Raw genomic sequence first — 17,869 nt, 5'->3', positions numbered from 1 at the left:
TCCCTTGGCGGCCCCATGCCGTCACGCGGCGGGCGCGATACACCCAAAGGAAGCCGGGTTCAATGGCGCGGGTTGCGCGCACCGGCGGCGCACGTATTCCTAGGCCCGGGCGTCGAAGGGGGTTTTGGAGACATGGATCGCAGGCTGGCCCTCGTCACGGGCGCATCCGCCGGCATTGGCGCGGCGTTCGCGCGCATCCTGGCGAGCCACGGCTACGACGTGGCGCTGACCGCCCGGCGCAGCGACCGGCTGGAGACCCTGGCCGACGAAATCCGCCTGCGGTACGGCGTCGAGACCCTGACGGTCGCGGCCGACCTGGCGCAGCCGGAGGGGCCCGGCCAGATCCTGGACCACCTCACCGCCCACGGGCGCACGGTGGACGCCCTCGTGAACAACGCCGGCTATGGCCTGCCCGGGGCCTACGCCGACACCCGCTGGGCCGACCAGGCGGCCTTCCTGCAGGTGATGGTCACCGCCCCCTGCGAGCTTGCGCACCGGGTGCTGCCAGGCATGTTGCAGCGTCGGTTCGGCCGGATCGTCAACGTCGCCTCGCTGGCGGGCCTGATCCCGGGAGCGGCCGGGCACACGCTCTATGCGGCGTCCAAGAGCCTGCTGATCAAGTTCTCGCAGAGCCTGTCGCTGGAGACCGCCGGCGAGGGCGTGCACGTCACTGCCCTGTGCCCCGGCTTCACGTTCTCGGAATTCCACGACGTCAACGGCACCCGGGCGATGGTCAGCGCGTCCACGCCGCCCTGGATGTGGCTGGGGGCCGACGAGGTGGCTGCCGCGGGCTATGAGGCGGTGGAGGCCGGCCGCGCGGTCTGCGTCCCTGGCGCGCCCAACAAGGCCATCGCCGCGGTCGCCAAGGTGATGCCCGACGAGTGGGGCCTCGCCCTGATCGCCAGCCAGGGCCAGCGCTTCCGCAAGGTCTGAGCCGCTATTCGCCGTACGGGTGGGCGGCTTCGGGCGAGATGAAGCCGTTGGTCGCCTCGGAAAGACCGGCGAACAGGAATTGCACGGCCAGCGCGCAGAGGATCAGGCCCAGCACGCGCACGACGATGGTCAGGCCGATCCGGCCCAGGATCCGCGAAATGATCGGCGTGGCCATGAAGGCCAGCACCGTGGCGGTCGCGACCGCGCCGATCACGCCCACGCCCGTGGCCGCGCCCGAGAGGCCGAACTGCCGCGCCTGGCTGGCGTAGATGACGACCGTGGAGATGGCGCCGGGGCCGATCAGCAGCGGCATGGCGAAGGGGACGATCATCCGCTCGAACCGGCGCTTGGCGGCGCTGCGCGGATCGCCCGACGCCGCCTCGGCCGCGTCGGCGAAGGTGGCGGTGAAGTCGTCGCGCGCCATCTCCAGGCCCAGCAGCAGCAGGATGATGCCGCCCGCGATGCGGAAGGCCGGCAGCGAGATGCCGAAGAACTCCAGCAGGCTGAGGCCTGTGAAGTAGAAGAAGGTCAGGAAGCCCAGCACGAACAGGCCGATGTAGACCGCGATCAGCGCGCGGTCCTTCGAGAGCGCGCCCGCCGTCGCCGCGGCGAACAGCGGCACGTTGCCCAGCGGGTCCAGCAGGGCGAACAGGGCGACGAAGAAGTTGACCGCGAACTCGGCCTGGCTCATGCCTGGGTCTTAGCCTGAAACCTCGACCGCGGACCACCCCGCGGCTTCACCGGAGCCATCCCATGGCCGCCGCCGCCCTTGCGCAAGCCCCCGTCGCCGCCGATCCGCGGCTCATCGTGCCGCTGGACCTGCCCAGCGTGGACGAGGCGCGAGCGATGGTGGAGGCGCTGGGCGAGGCGGTCACCTTCTACAAGGTCGGCCTCGAACTTTTCGCCGGCGGCGAGGGCATGACGCTGGCCCGCGAGCTGAAGGCGGCCGGCAAGCAGGTGTTCCTCGACTGGAAGCTGCACGACATCGGCACCACGGTGCAGCGTTCGGCGGCGGTGCTGGCAGGCGCCGGCTGCGACTTCCTCACCGTGCACGGCGAGCCGCAGGTGATGGCCGCCGCGGTTCGCGGCAAGGGCGCGTCGAACCTGAAGGTTCTGGCGGTTACGGTGCTGACCAGCCTGACCGACGCCGACCTGGCCGAAATGGGCTTTGTCGACGGGGCCCGCGCCCTGGTCGAGCGTCGCATCCACCAGGCGATCGCCGCCGGCTGCGACGGGGTGATCGCCAGCCCGCACGAGGCCTCGCTCGCCCGTGCGCTGGGCGGCAAGGACTTCCTGGTGGTGACGCCGGGCGTCCGGCCCGACTGGTCGGCGAAGAACGACCAGGCCCGGGCGGCGACGCCGCGAGAGGCGCTGCAGGCGGGCGCAAGCCATATCGTCTGCGGGCGGCCGATCACCGCGGCCAACGATCCGCGCGAAGCCGCCCTGCGCGTGGCGGCGGAGATGGCGGGCGCCTGAGCTCCTAGAAGTCGATCGCGATCCCCTTCCGCTCCCAGTCGCCGAAGCGGGTGGGCTCGGGGCCGCGTGGGCCGCCTTCTTCCGGCGGCAGGGCCTCGGCGGCCTTGCGGCGCGCGGCGGCCTCCTCCAGCGCGCGGCGCGCCGCCGGCGTCAGGTCCTTGCCGGGTGCGGCGTTTTCAGGCGTGTCGTCCATGCGGACGATTTAGGCTCGTCCGCCTCCGGAATCCATGCTTGCCTTGTTCGGGGAACGCTGGTTTATCCCGCGCCCGCTTAAGCTTCGGGGGAAGCAAACATGTCTCGACTCTCTACGGCGTTCTTCGCCGCCGCCGTCCTTTATGCGCTGGTCGGAATGATCCTCGGCATGTTCATGGGGGCGACCCAGGACTTCACGATGCGTCCGCTGCACGCCCACATCAACCTGCTGGGATGGGCCGGTCTTGCGCTGATGGGCGCCTTCTACGGCGTGGCGGGCGCGAAGGCGCCGGCGCGCCTCGGCTGGACGGTGTTCGCCGTCGCCAACGTCGGCAACCTGCTGCTGCTGTCCCAGCTCTACAAGATCGTGCACGGACGGCCGCCGATCGTCCCGGCGCTGATGGCCGGCGAGCTGCTGGTGGTCGCCAGCATGGCGCTGTTCGGCGTCTGCGTCCTGATGGCCGGCCGCCGCGCCGCCAGCTAAAGCCCTTGCGCCGGCCGCCCGTTGCAGGCAGGCCGGCGTCCGTGACCTCGACCGATACCGAAACCGCCGCGGGCCAACCCGCGCGCGCCGCCGCCCTCGACCTGCTGGACGCCGCCCTGTCGCGGCGGGCGGGCCTGGAGGAAGGCCTCACCCATCCGGCGCTGGGACGGCTCGCGCCCCGCGACCGCGCCTTCGCCCGGGCCCTGGCCATGGCGACGCTGCGCCGGCTCGGCCCCATCGACGCCGCCCTGCAGGCCCGGCTGAAGAAGCCGCCCCCGGACCGCATCGTCCAGGTGCTGCGGCTGGGCGCGGCCCAGCTGCTGGTGCTGAAGACGCCGGCCCACGCGGCCGTCTCGGCCACCGTCGACCTCGCCGCGCGCCAGAAGGGCGGCCCGCCGTTCAAGGGCCTGGTCAACGCCGTCCTGCGCGGCCTGACCCGCGAGCCGCCCGAGCTGGACGATCCCGACCTGCTGGCGCCGCAGTGGCTCGCCGCGCGCTGGCGCAGCGCGTTCGGGCCGGAGGCCGCCCGCGCCATGGCCGGCATGGTCGCCGAGGAGCCGGCCACGGACATCACCCTGAAGTCGCCCGCCGACGACCTCGCGGCGCCTCTGGAGGCCCAGGACCTGCCGGGCGGATCCTTGCGCGTCGGCTTGAAGGGCGAGGTCCAGGCCTGGCCGGGGTTCGCCGAGGGCCGCTGGTGGGTGCAGGACGCCTCGGCCGCCGTGCCCGCGCGCCTGCTGGCCGTCAAGGAGGGCGAGACCGCGCTCGACCTCTGCGCCGCGCCCGGCGGCAAGACCCTGCAGCTGGCGGCCGCCGGCGCGCGCGTGACCGCCGTCGACAAGTCGGCCGGACGGCTGAAGCGCGTCTCCGAGAACCTGGCCCGCACCGGCCTTTCCGCCGAGGTGGTGACCGCCGACGCCACGGAGTGGACGGATCGCCGCCGCTTCGACGCCGTGCTGCTGGACGCCCCCTGTTCGGCCACCGGCACCTACCGCCGCCATCCCGACGTGCTGTGGGTCGCGAGCCCGGCCGACATCCCCAAGCTGGCCGCCCTGCAGTCGCGCCTGCTGGACGCCGCCGCCCGCCGAGTCCGCCCTGACGGCCGGCTCGTCTACTGCGTCTGCTCGCTGGAGCCGGAGGAGGGCGAGGCGCAGGTCGAGGCGTTCCTGAAGCGCGCCCACGAGTTCACGCTGGACCCCATCCAACCCGGCGAAGGCGGCGCGCCCGAGGCCAGCCTGCTGCCGAACGGCACGCTCAGGATCCTGCCCCACCACCTCGCGGGCGGAACCGACGGCTTCTTCATCGCCCGCATGATCCGCAGCGGGTGAGGCCCCCTCTGGCCTCGAGCGCCGCATCAGATTAAGGCGGGGCTCATGGCCGGACGGACCATCATCGCGCCCTCGATCCTCGCTTCCGACTTCGCGAAGCTGGGCGAGGAGGTGCGCGCCATCGAAGCCGCCGGCGCCGATTGGGTGCATGTGGACGTGATGGACGGCCACTTCGTGCCGAACATCACCATCGGCCCCGACGTGGTGAAGGCGCTTCGGCCGCATTCCAAGCTGCCGTTCGACGTCCACCTGATGATCGCCCCGGTCGATCCGTATCTGGAGGCGTTCCGCGCCGCCGGCGCCGACATCATCAGCGTCCACCCGGAAGCCGGGCCGCACCTGCACCGCACGGTGAAGCGCATTCGCGAGCTGGGCGCCAAGGCGGGCGTGGTCTTCAATCCCTCGACCGATCCCTCGGTGATCGAGTGGATCCTCGAGGACATCGACCTGGTGCTGGTGATGTCGGTGAACCCCGGCTTCGGCGGCCAGAGCTTCATCTCGTCACAGCTCAGAAAGGTCGAGCGCTTGCGCCGGATGATTGATCAGGCCGGGCTCGACATCCTCCTTGAGGTCGACGGCGGCGTGACGCCCGAGACCGCCCCCCAGTGCATCGCCGCCGGCGCCACCGCGCTCGTGGCGGGCTCGGCCGTGTTCCGCGGCGGGCCCGAGCGTTACGCCGCCAACATCGAAGCCCTCCGGGGCTGATCCCCGTCATGGCGCCCACGCTCCGACTGCCCGGCGCCGCATGGGGTCTGGCGGCCGGCGTCTGGACGGCGCGCCGGCTCGTCGACGAATGGCAGGGCTCCGGCCCCTATCGCTGGACCGTGGGCGCGCCCAGGGTCGAGGGCCTGGGGGTGCAGCCGCGCGACCTGCGGCCCGCCGATCCCGAGGCGGGGCGCCGCATCCTCGCCGGCGCCTTCGTCCTGGCGGGCTCCACCCTGGCCGTCGGTCCGCGCGGCGATCCCTGGGACCGGCCCAGCCCCGACCGCCGCTTCGCCACGGCCCTGCACCGTTTCGGCTGGATGCGCGACCTGCTCGCCGCAGGCGGCGAGGGCGTCACGGAAGGTCTGCGCCTGACGCTCGACTGGCTGCGGGTCTTCGGCGCCTGGAACAGCTTCGCGTGGAGTCCGGAGGTGCTGGAGCGGCGCGTGTTCAACCTGGCGTGCGCGGCGCGAACCATCTGCGCAGGGGCGTCCGACGCCGAGACGGGGCGCATCGCCGCCAGCCTGGCGCGGCAGGTGCGCACCTTGCTCGACCAGGGCGGCGGGCCGGCCCGCGCCGCCGAGCGCGCCTGCGCCGCGGCCGTGGGCGCTGCGGCGCTGTCGGGCAAGGCCGCCGAGCGGCTGCTGGCCCGGGCGCTCGCGGCGCTGGACCGCGCGCTGGACGACACGCTTGCGCCCGAGGGCGGCCACGCCAGCCGCAGCCCGCAAGCGGCGCTGGAGCTGCTGTTCGACCTCGCCACCCTCGACGAGGCGCTGACCCAGATGGGCCGGCCCGCGCCCGAGGCGGTGTCGCGCGGCATCGACCGGCTGGCTGTTGCGGTGCGCTTCTTCACCCTGGCCGACGGGCGGCTGGCGGCGTTCCAGGGCGGCGAGGCCTTGCCGCCTGGCTACGTCGCGGCGGCGCGCGCCCAGGACGTGCTGGCCGACCGGCCTGTTCCGCCCGCCTGCAACGGCTACCAGCGGCTGGAGGGCCAGGCGCTGCAGCTCCTCGCCGACGCGGCTCCGCCGGCGCAGGGCGCCTGGAGCGCCGCCGCCTGCGGCCAACCGCTGGCGCTCGAAGCCCTGGCAGGCGGCAAGCGGCTGATCGTCGGCTCGGGATGGTCGCCGGAGGGGTCGGGCCACGGCGCCCTGCGGACCGTCGACGCCGCCTCCACCGCCTCACTGGGCGACCAGGCCTGCGGCGCACCGCTGCAGGGCTTTCCGGCGGCCGTGCTGGGGCCCCGGCTGGCCGACGGTTGCGGAGCGACGGTGGTCGAGCGGCGCGAGGCGCCGGGGGCGGTCTGGCTGGAAATGGCGCATGACGGCTGGGCGCGCCGCTTCGGCCTGCGCCACGAGCGGCGGCTCTACCTCGACGTGACCGGCGACGAGGTGCGTGGCGAAGACCGCTTCACGGCGCTCAACGCCGCCAAGGGCTCGGACCGTCGGTTCATCCCGTTCACCGTGCGCTTCCACCTGCACCCGGACGTCAGCGCGCTGATCGCCCGCGACCGCAAGAGCGTCCTGCTGAAGCCCGAGGGCGACGACGCCGGCTGGTGGCTGCGCAATGACGCCCTGGACGTGTCGCTGGAGCCCTCGGTCTACTGCCAGGACGGCGAGGCTCGTCGCAGCCAGCAGATCGTCCTGCGCGGGCAGGCCCGCGCCGATTCCGGCGCCCGCGTGCGGTGGAAGCTCTCAACGGCCGCAGCCCCGGTTGACCCGCCGAAACAGCAGGCCTAATCCGCAGCCATCCGCGCGTGACTGGCGATGAAGGTGGGCGACCACCGGGGAGCGCGCTGGACCATATCCGCCGCTCGCCTGGGCCCTCTTCCACCGAAGCCAGGAGTCCGCCGTGCCCGCCGCCCCCGACTTTCCGCCCGCCCCGGATCGCGTCGCCGTCCGCCGCGCCCTGATCTCCGTCTCGGACAAGACGGGCCTCATCGACTTCGCCAGAGCGCTCGCCGCCAAGGGCGTGGAACTCGTTTCGACGGGCGGGACGCGGAAAGCGATCGCCGACGCCGGCCTGGCGGTGAAGGACATCTCCGAGCTGACCGGCTTCCCCGAGATGATGGACGGCCGGGTGAAGACCCTGCATCCGATCGTCCACGGCGGTCTGCTGGGCGTCCGCGACGCGGCCGAACACAAGGCGGCGATGGAGGCCCACGGCATCGGGGCCATCGACCTCGTCTATGTGAACCTCTATCCGTTCGAGGCGACGGTCGCAGCCGGCGCGAACTATGAGACCGCGGTCGAGAACATCGACATCGGCGGTCCCGCGATGATCCGCTCGGCGGCCAAGAACCACGGCTATGTCGCCGTCTGCACCCAGCCCGCCGACATGGAGGAGGTGATCGCCGAGGTCGCCGCCGACGGGACCACTTCCCTCGCGCTGCGCAAGCGGCTGGCCGCCCGCGCCTACGCCCGCACCGCGGCCTACGACGCGGCCATCTCGGCCTGGTTCGCCGCCGAGCTGGGCGACGCCGCCCCGGCCCGCAAGGCGCTTGCCGGCGAGCTGGTGCAGACGATGCGTTACGGCGAGAACCCGCACCAGGCCGCCGCCTTCTACCGCTTTCCGAACCCGCGCGTCGGCGTCGCCACCGCCCGGCAGCTGCAGGGCAAGGAGCTCAGCTACAACAACATCAACGACACCGACGCCGCCTTCGAGCTGATCGCCGAGTTCGCGGACGCCGGCCCAGCCTGCGCCATCATCAAGCACGCGAATCCGTGCGGCGTGGCGACCGGCAAGAGCCTCTCGGAAGCGTACGAGCGGGCGTTGGCCTGCGACCCGACCAGCGCGTTCGGCGGCATCGTCGCCCTGAACACCCGTCTGGACGCCGCCACCGCCGCCAAGGTTCTGGAGATCTTCACCGAGGTGGTGATCGCGCCGGGGGCCGACGAGGACGCCGTCGAGCTGTTCCGCAAGAAGAAGAACGTCCGCCTGCTGGTCACCGACGGCCTGCCCGATCCGACCGCGCCCGGCGAGACGTTCAAGTCCGTCTCGGGCGGCTTCCTGGTGCAGGCCCGCGACGACGCGCGCCTGACGCCCGCCGACCTGAAGGTGGTCACCAAGCGCGCGCCGACCGAAGCCGAGATCCGCGACATGCTGTTCGCCTTCACCATCGCCAAGCACGTGAAGTCGAACGCGATTGTCTACTCCAGGGACGGCCAGACCTTGGGTGTCGGCGCGGGCCAGATGAACCGCAAGGACTCGGCGCGGATCGCAGCGCTACGGGCGGCCGACTTCGGCCTGGACCTGACCGGCTCGGCCTGCGCGTCGGAAGCGTTTTTCCCGTTCCCGGACGGCCTGATCCAGGCCGCAGACGCCGGCTGCACCGCCGTGATCCAGCCGGGCGGCTCCATCGGCGACGACAAGGTGATCGCCGCCGCCGACGAGCGCGGCATCGCCATGGTCTTCACCGGCGTCCGGGTGTTCCGACACTAGCCGGCGGGGCCTCAGCCCCGCCGCTTGCGTCCGCTCGCCGCCTCCTGCGCCAACTCGCGCAGGGCGGCGTTGGCGATGGTGAGCTTGGCGAAGGTCCAGGACCCGCCCGCCGCCTCGATCTCGTCGACCGTGCGCGTCGCCGCCTGCACCTGCTCACGGCGCAGCCCCGCCCAGGAGGAGACGGCGTCCTTCGCGTGAACCGCGTCGGAACCGGCCTGCGCGTTGCCCGCGAAGGCCATGATGGCCCGCGTCAGCTGCGCCTGCTCGGCCAGCAGGTCTTCGATCAGCCGGCGCAGGGCCGTGCGTTCGAAGAGGTCGCCGGCCCGGAACTCGCCCGCCGCGGCCCGCAGGCGGTCGAAGGCGAAGGCCTCGCCGGCGGCGTAGTAGAGGCGCGCGACGTTCGGCAGCGGCCAGCTCGAGGCCTCGGCCAGGTCCACCAGGTCGGCGGTGGTGGTGAGCGGCCCGAGCGCGGCCACCGTGCGGGCCACGTCCCCGGGCGCGCCGGCCTCGACCAGCTGCCGCGCCCGCGTCTCCACAGCCACGCGCTCGACGATTGGCAGGATCTCGGGCGTCAGCCGATCCAGGCTCTTGAAGCCCGGCGCATAGCGGTCGGTCAGGCCCGCCACGTCCAGGCCTTCGCGAGCTGCCCGGCGGGCCAGCCAGAAGGTCGCTCCGCGCAGCGAGGCGACCAGGCGGCGGAACACGGCCAGCTGGCCGTGCGCCGGGATCTGCAGGTCCAGCGCGCGGACCGCCTGCCAGCGCGCCTCGAAGTCCAGCACCACCTTGGCGGCCTCGTAGCCCGCCAGCAGGGCGACCACGTCGCAGCCCGCCGCCGCCATCATCCGGCTGGGGAAGCTCGGCCCGCAGCGGTTGACCATGTCGTTGGCGACGACGGTGGCGATGATGTCCCGCCGCAGCCGATGGCGGCGGATCGGGTCCGTCCACTTGCGCAGCGGCTTCGGGAAGTAGGCCTCGAGGCTGCTTTCGAACCAAGGGTCGTCGGGCGCCTCGGTCGCCACGATCTGGCGCTTCAGCTCCAGCTTGCCGTAGGCCAGCAGCACGGCCAGCTCCGGGCGCGTCAGCCCGCGGCCGGCCTGGAGGCGCTCGGCGATGGCCAGGTTGTCGGGCAGGCCCTCGACGGTCCGGTCGAGGCGGCCGCGGCTCTCCAGTTCGCTCATGAACCGGGCGTGCGGCTGGAGTTCGCCGACCGTATCCATTTCCAGCAGGCTGAGCGCCAGCGTCTGGTCGTAGTTGTGAGCCAGGACGTGGGCCGCCACGTCGTCGATCATCGACTTCAGCAGGGTGTCCCGCCGCTTGCGCGTGAGCTCGCCGGTGCGTTCCAGCATCCCCGTGGTGATCTTGATGTTCACCTCGTGGTCCGAGCTGTCGACGCCGGCCGAGTTGTCGATGGCGTCGGTGTTCACCCGGCCGCCGCTCTGGGCGAACTCGATGCGGCCCGCTTGCGTGAGGCCCAGGTTCGCGCCCTCGCCCACGACCTTCACGCGCAGTTCCGAGCCGTTGACCCGGATGGCGTCGTTCGCCTTGTCGCCCACCTCGGCGTTGGCCTCGTGCCGGGCCTTCACATAGGTGCCGATGCCGCCCAGGTAGAGCAGTTCGGCGGGCGCCTTGAGGATGGCGTTGATCAGCTCGGCCGGGGACAGGGCCTCGGCCTCCACGCCCAGCATGGCGCGGACTTCCGGCGTCAGCGGGATGGACTTCAGGCTGCGGGCGAACACGCCGCCGCCCTTGCTGATCTTCTTCTTGTCGTAGTCGTCCCAGGACGATCGGGGCAGGGCGAACATGCGCTCGCGCTCGGCGTAGCTCACCGCCGGGTCCGGGTTCGGGTCGAGGAAGATGTGCCGGTGGTCGAAGGCGGCCAGCAGGCGGATCTGACGGCTCAGCAGCATGCCGTTGCCGAACACGTCGCCCGACATGTCGCCGCAGCCCACCACCGTGAACGGTTCGGACTGGATGTCCTTGCCCAGTTCGCGGAAGTGGCGCTTCACCGCCTCCCAGGCGCCGCGGGCGGTGATGCCCATGACCTTGTGGTCGTAGCCGGCCGAGCCGCCCGAGGCGAAGGCGTCGCCCAGCCAGAAGCCGTAGCTCTCGGCCACCCCGTTGGCGATGTCGGAGAAGGTGGCGGTGCCCTTGTCGGCGGCCACCACCAGGTACGGGTCGTCGCCGTCGTGAACCACCACGTTGGCGGGATGCTGGACCTTGCCGTCGGGAGTCAGGTTGTCGGTGACGTCCAGCAGCCCGAACAGGAAGGTCTTGTAGGCGCGGATCGCCTCAGCGCGCACGGCGTCGGGCGCCCCGCCCTTCGGCAATTGCTTGGGATAGAACCCGCCCTTCGAGCCCACCGGCACGATGACGGCGTTTTTCACCTGCTGAGCCTTCACGAGGCCGAGCACCTCAGTGCGGAAGTCGTCGCGGCGGTCGGACCATCGCAGGCCGCCCCGGGCGACCGGGCCGAAGCGCAGGTGCACGCCCTCGACGGCCGTCGACCAGACGAAGATCTCGCGGAAGGGCTTCGGCGCCGGCAGGTCGGCCAGTTCGCCGCTCGCGACCTTGAACGAGATGTAGGGCTTCGGCTGCCCGTCGGGGCCGGGCTGGTAGAAGTTCGTCCGCTGGATCGCCTGCACCAGCAGGGCCAGGCGGCGAAGGACGCGGTCGTCGTCCAGGCTTTCCACCGCCTGCAGAGCCTCGACGATCTCGCCCATCACGGCGTCGCCCTGGCGCTTGCGCTCGGCCGCGCTGGCGGCGATCGCAGGATCGAAGCGGATGCGGAACAGGTCCAGGATCAGGCGGGCGACCGCCGGATGGTTCGACAGCGCCTGCTCCTGCACGCGCTGACTGGGGTCCAGCCCGGACTGCTGGCGATAACGGGCGAGCGCCCGGACGAGCGCGGCGTCGCGCCAGGGGATCGACAGCTCGAGCACCAGGCGGTTGAAGCCGTCGTTCTCGGTCTGGCCGGTCCAGACGGCGACGACGGCGGCCTCGAAGGCCTCCTTCACCTCGGCGAAGACGAGGTTGGCGCCGCGGGGGTCCTCCAGCTCGAAGTCGTGCACCCACACGGGCGGCTTGCCTTCACGGGCGATCGGGAATCCGGCCTCGGCGATCGCCTTCAGCCCCATGCTCTCCAGGATCGGCAGGACGTCGGCGAGGTGCGCGGGCTCGCCGCAGCGGTACAGCTTGAAGCGGAACTGCAGGGCGCTGTCCGACGCGGTGCGGTAGGCGCGCACGCGGATCGGCTGGCCGGGCTCGAAGCCCTCGATCGTCGCGACGTCGTGCAGGGCCTCGGCCGGGTCGAAGCGGTCGCGGTACCCGGCGGGGAAAGCCTCGCGATAGGCGGCGACGGTGGCCATCACCTCTTCGGGTTCGCGGCCGCTCGCCCGCACCGCGGCCTCGAAGCGGTCCTCCCAGGTGCGCGCCGCCTCGGCGATCTGGGCCTCCACCTGGCGCAGGTCGGGCCAGGGATGCTGACCGGGCGTGAAGCCGATGATGTAGTGCACCCGCGCCAGCGGGGTCTCGGAGAAGCTGGGGTAGAAGGCCGAGACGCGGCCGCCGTAGGCCTCCGCCAGGATTTCGCCGGCCCGCTTGCGGATGTCGGAATCGTAGCGGTCGCGCGGCACGTACAGCAGCACCGAGGCGAAGCGGTCGAACGGGTCACGCCGTTCGAACACCCGCACCCGCGGCCGGTCGTAGAGGTGCAGGATGCCCAGCGCCAGCGACAAGAGCTCGTCCTCGCTGGACTGGAAGAGCTCGTCGCGCGGGTGGTTCTCGACGATGTTCTTCAGGCGCTTTTCGTTGTGGCTGCCGGGCGCGGCCCCGGCGCGCTCCAGCACGCGGGCGACCTTCTCGCGGATCAGCGGCACGGCGCTGGCCGGCTGGTCGTAGGCCTCGGCGGTGAACAGGCCCACGAAGCGGACCTCGCCCGTAGGCCGGCCGTCGGCGCCGTAGCGCTTCACGCCGACGTAATCCATGTAGCCGCGCCGGTGGACGAGGCTCTTCACGTTCGACTTGGCGACGGTGAGCGGCGGATCCGAGACCAGCCGGTCCTTAACCTGGCCCATCAGGATGGCAGGCTCGTTGGCCCGGCGCAGGACGGTGCGCCCGGGGTCGCGCAGCACGCCCAGGCCGTCGGTGGGCTGGTACAGCGGCTCCTCGGGCGCGTAGTCCCCGGACTTGGTCCGCGGGTACTCGTAGACCCGGGCGCCCAAGAACACGAAGTGCTCGGCGTGCAGCCAGGTGAGGAACGCGAGTTCCTCCTCGCTGGCGCGGCCCGAGGCCTCCAGCTCCTTCAGGGTCTTGCCCATCAGGGCGAGCATGGCCGGGAAGTCGTCGACGGCGGCCCGGACGTCCTTCAGCGTGGCCTCCACGCCCTTCAGCAGCATCTGCTCGCGGTCGGCGCCGATGGGCTCCAGCACGACCTGGATCATCGACTCCCGGCGCGGCGTCCCCGTCTCGCCGCGCAGGCCCGCGCGGTCGCGCTGGACGGTGACGATGGGGTGGAACATGGCGCGGACCGACAGGCCCTGGTCGGCGATCTCGCCCATGACGCTGTCCACCAGGAACGGCGCGTCGTCCTGCACGATCTCGAGCCGATCGAGGCCGCCGGCGTTCACGCCTTCGACGGGCGCGATGCGCATCTGCGGGCCGCGGCCCCGCCGGCGCTCGGCGAAGCGCCAGAAGTCGGCGAGGTTGCGGGCCAGTTCGGCGGTGGAGAGTTCCGGCAGCTCGTCGGCGGCCGCATCGGCGGCGGCCTGGGTGGCGAACGCCTTGGCCGGACCCTTGGCGGAATCGCCGTCCAGTTCGGCGACGACGGCGCGGACCAGGGCAGCGGGTTTGGCGGGGCGGCTCATCGGGCGGCTCCTTCCAGGCGAAGGGCCGACGCGAGAACGCCGCCGGAGGAGAGTGTCCGGCGGCGCGTGGTTCCGCCGTGGGGGGGCGACGGAACGCGGGGTGCTCGCTGCGCCCGCGGGGTTGGGGAGCGGACGCACCAGCCGGACGACGTAGCGGTCCGGCTCACCTTAGATAGGAAGCACGCGGTCAAGTTTAAGGCCCTGTTCTCAAGAACGTTTGGAACGGCGTCCGGCGGGCTCGTGCGAGACGCCGGCGTCAGGGGTTTCATGGGGATGCTTGTTGCGCAGCTGGTCGGGATTGCCGTCGTCCGACAGCAGCACGGCGATCCAGCGGGTGCCCTTGAACTGGGCCAGGATCACCATGGTCATGACGGTCAGCGGCGTCGACAGGAAGGCGCCGGTCAGGCCCCAGACCACGCTCCAGAAGGCGAGCGCCAGCAAGAGCACGATCGGGTCCATGTTCAGGCTGCGGCTCTGCATCCGGGGCTGGACGACGTTGCCGACGAACATGGTCACGGCCTGCAGGACGCCCAGCAGCACGATCGCCTGCCAGAGCGTCGTGAACTGCACGAGGGCGAAGATCGGCGGCAGCGCCACCCCGACGATCCCCCCGACGATCGGGATGTACGAGGCGATGAAGATCAGGATCGCCCAGAAGAGCGCGTTGTCGAGGCCGACCACCGCCATGGCCACCCACGACGCCGCCGCGATCATCAGCCCGGTGACCGTCTGCACCCACAGGTACTGCTCGACGCCGTTCCGGATGCGCAGGAAGGCGGCCACCGCTTCCTGCCGCTCATCGCGGTTGGGGAACAGGCTGACCGCCTTGCGCTCCCATCCGTGCCGCGAGGCGATGATGAAGCCCAGGTAGATCAGCACGAAGGCGGCCGTCGACAGGAAGTCCTGCAGGCCGCGGGCCACCTGGCCCAGGTAACGCGTCGGATTCAGCTGCTGGACCAGCTGGGTTACCGTCGGCGGTACGTCCACGCCGATCAGCCCGGCGATGCGGGCGATCAGCCCGTTCAGGCGCGGCGTATAGGTGACCAGCTGGTTCGCGAAGCTGGCGGCGTTGTCGGCGACGAAGAACGCCGCGCCGCCGAAGATCGCCATCGAGAGGATCACAGCCAGCGGCGTTGCGGCCCGACGGCCGACGCCCGGCAGCCGCGCCTGCAGCACCCGGGCGAAGCCGTCGATCATCACCGCCAGGAACATGGCGAGCGCCAGCGGCGTCAGGATCTCGGAGAGCCAGTAGAGGGTGGCCCCGCCTGCAATCGCCGCAAGGATCACCAGAGCGTTGCGCGAGACCGGGTCGGCGGCGGGGGCTGGCATGGCTCGGACTGTCTGCGGCCAAGGCGCCGCCGTCAATGCGGGTCTGCTCTACCCGGCTTTGCCGCAAAGTGGGAGCGATTTTGCCCTGCGCGGCGCAGATTTCTGCAACGTTCGTTCGGTGTTCGCCGGGGCTAGCCCCGCGCCGCCGCCCCACGCTAGCTTGCCGGCCCAGCCACCTCGCACGGAGCAAGCGCCCATGACCGACGGCGTCCTGATCGGGTTCTCGGACCAACCGCAGCTCCTGCGGCTGGACCGCGCGAACCGGCACGGGGTGGTGGCGGGCGCCACCGGCACCGGCAAGACCGTGACGCTGCAGGTCCTGGCCCAGGGGCTCTCGGACGCCGGCGTGCCGGTCTTCGGCGCCGACGTGAAGGGCGACCTTTCGGGGATCGCCGCCCCAGGCCAGCCGAACGAGAAGATGCTGGCCCGCGCGGAGTCCATGAAGCTCGCGCTTAATCCCCAGGCCGCCCCGGTGGTCTTCTGGGACCTGTTCGGCGAGGCGGGCCATCCGGTCCGCACCACGGTGTCCGAGATGGGCCCGCTGCTGCTGGCGCGCATGCTCGAACTGAACGACGTGCAGGAGGGCGTGCTGACGGTGGTGTTCCGCGCCGCCGACGAGGAAGGCCTGCTGCTGCTGGACCTCAAGGACCTCCAGGCGGCCCTGAACTACGCCTCCGAGAACGCCAAGGCGCTGTCGGCCCGCTACGGCAACATCTCCGGCGCGACCGTCGCCACCATCCAGCGCAAGCTCCTGATGCTGGAGGACCAGGGCGGCGCCAACCTGTTTGGTGAGCCGGCGCTGCAGCTGTCCGACCTGATGCGCACCGACGCCTCGGGCCGCGGCTACGTCAACATCCTGTCGGGCGAGCGGCTGATCTCGAACCCAAGGCTCTACGCCACCTTCCTGCTCTGGCTCTTGTCCGAGCTGTTCGAGGAGCTGCCCGAGGTCGGCGATCCCGAGAAGCCGCGCCTGGCCTTCTTCTTCGACGAGGCCCACCTCCTGTTCCGTGACGCGCCGTCCGCCCTGCTGGAGAAGGTGGAGCAGGTCGTCCGCCTGATCCGCTCGAAGGGCGTCGGCGTCTATTTCGTCACCCAGAACCCGGCCGACATCCCCGACGCGGTGCTGGGCCAGCTGGGCAACCGCATCCAGCACGCGCTCCGCGCCTACACGCCGGTCGAGCAGAAAGGTCTGAAGGCGGCCTCGCAGAGCTTCCGCACGAACCCGGCCTTCGACACCGCCGAGACCATCCAGGCGCTGGGCGTCGGCGAGGCCCTGGTTTCGGTGCTGGACGAGAAGGGCGCGCCGACGGTGGTGCAGAAGACCCTGATCCGCCCGCCGGCCTCGCGGCTGGGGCCGCTCGCCCCGGCCGAGCGGGCGCAGGTCATGGCCCAGAGCCCTGTGCGCGGCCTCTACGATCAGGCCAAGGACCGCGAAAGCGCCTACGAGATCCTGCAGCGCAAGACGGTCGAGACCGCCGCGACGCCCGAGCCCAAAGCGGAGAAGGCGCGGCCCGCGCCCCGGGAGAAGCCTTCGGAACTCGAGACGATGGGCAAGGCCTTCGCCACCTCCATGCTGCGCACCATCGGCAACCAGATCGGCCGCGAGATCATGCGCGGCGTCCTCGGCGGGGTGCGGCGGCGGCGATAGCGCGCCATCAAGCGGAACTTTGAGCCGGCCTCCCGAGTCTCGCGTCCGACACTCTCGGAGCACTTGGGGAGCTAGCCTTGGCCTTTGTCGTCTTCGCCGGTCAGTCGAACACCGGCGGCGCCTATATGAATGCGTCCACTCTGCCCGGAGCCTGGACGCCCGACCCGCTGACGCTGATCTGGAACGACAAGGCCCAGGCCTGGGAGCAGATGAAGCCCGGCGTGAACACCGGCTTCGGTCCGATGCCGGAAGCCTGGGGGCCGGAGGTTCAGTTCGCCATCGACTTCCGCGCCGCCCATCCGGACGAGGTGCTGCGGATCGTCAAGTCGGCGTGGGGCGGCGCGCCGCTGGAGCCCGACACCGGCGCCTGGAAGTACGACTGGTCGCCGCGCAGCCGGGACGAGATTTTCGACGCCACCACCCAGATGATCGACCGGGCCGCGGCCGCGGCGGGCGGAACGCGGCCGCAGGCGGTGTTCTGGGGCCAGGGTGAAACAGACGCCGAGAGCGCCGCCTCGGCCGGCGCCTACCGCGCCAACTTGCCGGAGCTGTTCGCCGCCATCCGGGCGGAATGGCTGGAGGACCCCGGCGGCCGGATCGGCTTCTACCGGGTCAACTCCAGCTCGCCCCACGCTAACGAGGTCCGCTACGCCCAGGCCGAGATCGACCAGACTGACGGCGCGGCCGACAGCGTCGATGCGCGCCCGTATCCGCTGCTGGGCGACGGGCTGCACTTCTCGCCCGAGGGCTACCGCCTTTCGGGCGCGGATTATTTCCGGCTGTTCGAGGCCTGGCGGGCGGGCGGCGAGGCTCCGGCCGACGGCGGCCGGGTAATCAACTCGTCGGGTCCGGGCGACGCCCTGATCGGCGGGGCGGGCGCCGATACGCTCAACGCGAGCCAAGGGCCTGACGTGCTGACCGGCGGCGCTGGCGCGGACGTCTTCGCCTGGTCCGGCCAGCCCTGGTCACCGGCGCGCGTGACCGATTTCGCGGCCGGCGAGGATCGCCTGGACGTCCAAGCCCTGCTCAAGGGCGCCGGCTATTCGGGCGCCGACCCGGTGGCTGACGGCTACGTCTTCCTGTTCGACGACGGCGCGGGCGGAACCAAGGTTCTGGTCGATCCCGACGGTCCTGGCGGCGCCTGGGCCAACTACGTCGTGCAGCTCGAAGGAACGCCTGCGGCGGGCCTCACCTGGCAAAGCCTGCAGGGCAAGGCCGGCGAAGCCCCGCCGCCGCCGCCGCAGGAGCCGCCGCCTTCCCCCGGCGGCGTGCGGATCGTCTCGGACGGTCCGGGCGACCGGCTGGAAGGCGGAGCGGGCGCCGACACCCTCGTGGCCAGCCGCGGCTCGGACGTGCTGTTCGGCGGGGCGGGCGCCGACCGCTTCGTGTGGGACGCCGAGCCGTGGTCGCCGGCGACGGTGGAGGACTTTACGCCCGCTCCGCCTTCCAGCCGGTCGCCCGGACCGTCTCGGACGGT

The 17,869-nt window shown here is 71.8% G+C and carries 13 protein-coding genes and 1 riboswitch; of the genes, 9 read left to right on the top strand and 4 right to left on the bottom strand.

The features are described from left to right. The first annotated feature begins 132 nt into the window (after nucleotides 1-132). Nucleotides 133-933, top strand: a complete 801-nt coding sequence (locus tag RIF93_RS03355; protein ID WP_309088446.1) for an SDR family oxidoreductase — start codon at nucleotides 133-135, stop codon at nucleotides 931-933. Nucleotides 934-937: 4 nt separating this feature from the next. Here the strand turns inward: RIF93_RS03355 and RIF93_RS03350 are convergent, their stop codons facing one another. Continuing rightward, entirely contained in the window at nucleotides 938-1,624 is a 687-nt protein-coding gene (locus RIF93_RS03350) for a MarC family protein (RefSeq protein WP_309088444.1), read from the bottom strand. Between the two features lie 62 nt (nucleotides 1,625-1,686). Here RIF93_RS03350 and pyrF point away from each other — a divergent pair, with 62 nt between their 5' ends. Then, nucleotides 1,687-2,409, top strand: a complete 723-nt coding sequence (pyrF, locus tag RIF93_RS03345) for an orotidine-5'-phosphate decarboxylase (protein ID WP_309088442.1) — start codon at nucleotides 1,687-1,689, stop codon at nucleotides 2,407-2,409. Nucleotides 2,410-2,413: 4 nt separating this feature from the next. Here the strand turns inward: pyrF and RIF93_RS03340 are convergent, their stop codons facing one another. Continuing rightward, a complete protein-coding gene (locus tag RIF93_RS03340) occupies nucleotides 2,414-2,602 on the bottom strand; it encodes a DUF1674 domain-containing protein (protein ID WP_309088440.1) in 189 nt (62 codons plus the stop codon). Nucleotides 2,603-2,701: 99 nt separating this feature from the next. On the opposite strand from RIF93_RS03340, the gene RIF93_RS03335 reads away from it, so the two are divergent. The 5 genes from RIF93_RS03335 to purH all read left to right on the top strand — a co-directional run bounded on the left by RIF93_RS03335 (nucleotide 2,702) and on the right by purH (nucleotide 8,553). Continuing rightward, nucleotides 2,702-3,085 carry a hypothetical protein gene (locus RIF93_RS03335; RefSeq protein WP_309088438.1) on the top strand — a complete coding sequence of 128 codons (384 nt, stop codon included), beginning with the start codon at nucleotides 2,702-2,704 and terminating at the stop codon, nucleotides 3,083-3,085. 41 nt (nucleotides 3,086-3,126) lie between these two features. Then, nucleotides 3,127-4,413 carry a transcription antitermination factor NusB gene (locus tag RIF93_RS03330; protein ID WP_309088436.1) on the top strand — a complete coding sequence of 429 codons (1,287 nt, stop codon included), beginning with the start codon at nucleotides 3,127-3,129 and terminating at the stop codon, nucleotides 4,411-4,413. A gap of 45 nt (nucleotides 4,414-4,458) precedes the next feature. Next, on the top strand, nucleotides 4,459-5,118 hold the full coding sequence (gene rpe, locus RIF93_RS03325; RefSeq protein WP_309088433.1) for a ribulose-phosphate 3-epimerase: 660 nt from the start codon (nucleotides 4,459-4,461) through the stop codon (nucleotides 5,116-5,118). An 8-nt stretch (nucleotides 5,119-5,126) separates the two neighbouring features. Next, entirely contained in the window at nucleotides 5,127-6,851 is a 1,725-nt protein-coding gene (locus tag RIF93_RS03320) for a heparinase II/III family protein (protein WP_309088431.1), read from the top strand. Nucleotides 6,852-6,858: 7 nt separating this feature from the next. Continuing rightward, nucleotides 6,859-6,942: riboswitch (ZMP/ZTP riboswitch) on the top strand. Between the two features lie 21 nt (nucleotides 6,943-6,963). Further along, nucleotides 6,964-8,553, top strand: a complete 1,590-nt coding sequence (gene purH / locus RIF93_RS03315) for a bifunctional phosphoribosylaminoimidazolecarboxamide formyltransferase/IMP cyclohydrolase (protein ID WP_309088429.1) — start codon at nucleotides 6,964-6,966, stop codon at nucleotides 8,551-8,553. An 11-nt stretch (nucleotides 8,554-8,564) separates the two neighbouring features. Here purH and RIF93_RS03310 read toward each other — a convergent pair whose 3' ends face one another. Both RIF93_RS03310 and RIF93_RS03305 read right to left on the bottom strand, forming a co-directional pair. Next, nucleotides 8,565-13,415 (bottom strand): NAD-glutamate dehydrogenase, encoded by a 4,851-nt coding sequence (locus RIF93_RS03310; RefSeq protein WP_309088427.1) that lies wholly within the window; start codon nucleotides 13,413-13,415, stop codon nucleotides 8,565-8,567. Between the two features lie 207 nt (nucleotides 13,416-13,622). After that, nucleotides 13,623-14,744, bottom strand: coding sequence for an AI-2E family transporter (locus RIF93_RS03305; protein WP_309088425.1), 1,122 nt, complete (start codon nucleotides 14,742-14,744; stop codon nucleotides 13,623-13,625). A gap of 196 nt (nucleotides 14,745-14,940) precedes the next feature. Between RIF93_RS03305 and RIF93_RS03300 the strand changes: the two genes are divergently transcribed. Next, nucleotides 14,941-16,392 carry a helicase HerA-like domain-containing protein gene (locus RIF93_RS03300; RefSeq protein WP_309088423.1) on the top strand — a complete coding sequence of 484 codons (1,452 nt, stop codon included), beginning with the start codon at nucleotides 14,941-14,943 and terminating at the stop codon, nucleotides 16,390-16,392. Between the two features lie 77 nt (nucleotides 16,393-16,469). Next, the coding region (locus tag RIF93_RS03295; protein ID WP_309088421.1) for a sialate O-acetylesterase at nucleotides 16,470-17,869 on the top strand (1,400 nt) is incomplete at its 3' end.

The sequence above is a fragment of the Phenylobacterium sp. genome, from assembly GCF_031181185.1.
Taxonomy (GTDB): domain Bacteria; phylum Pseudomonadota; class Alphaproteobacteria; order Caulobacterales; family Caulobacteraceae; genus Phenylobacterium.
Note: the sequence above shows the minus strand (reverse complement) of the source record. Positions and strands in the feature narration are given on the sequence as shown.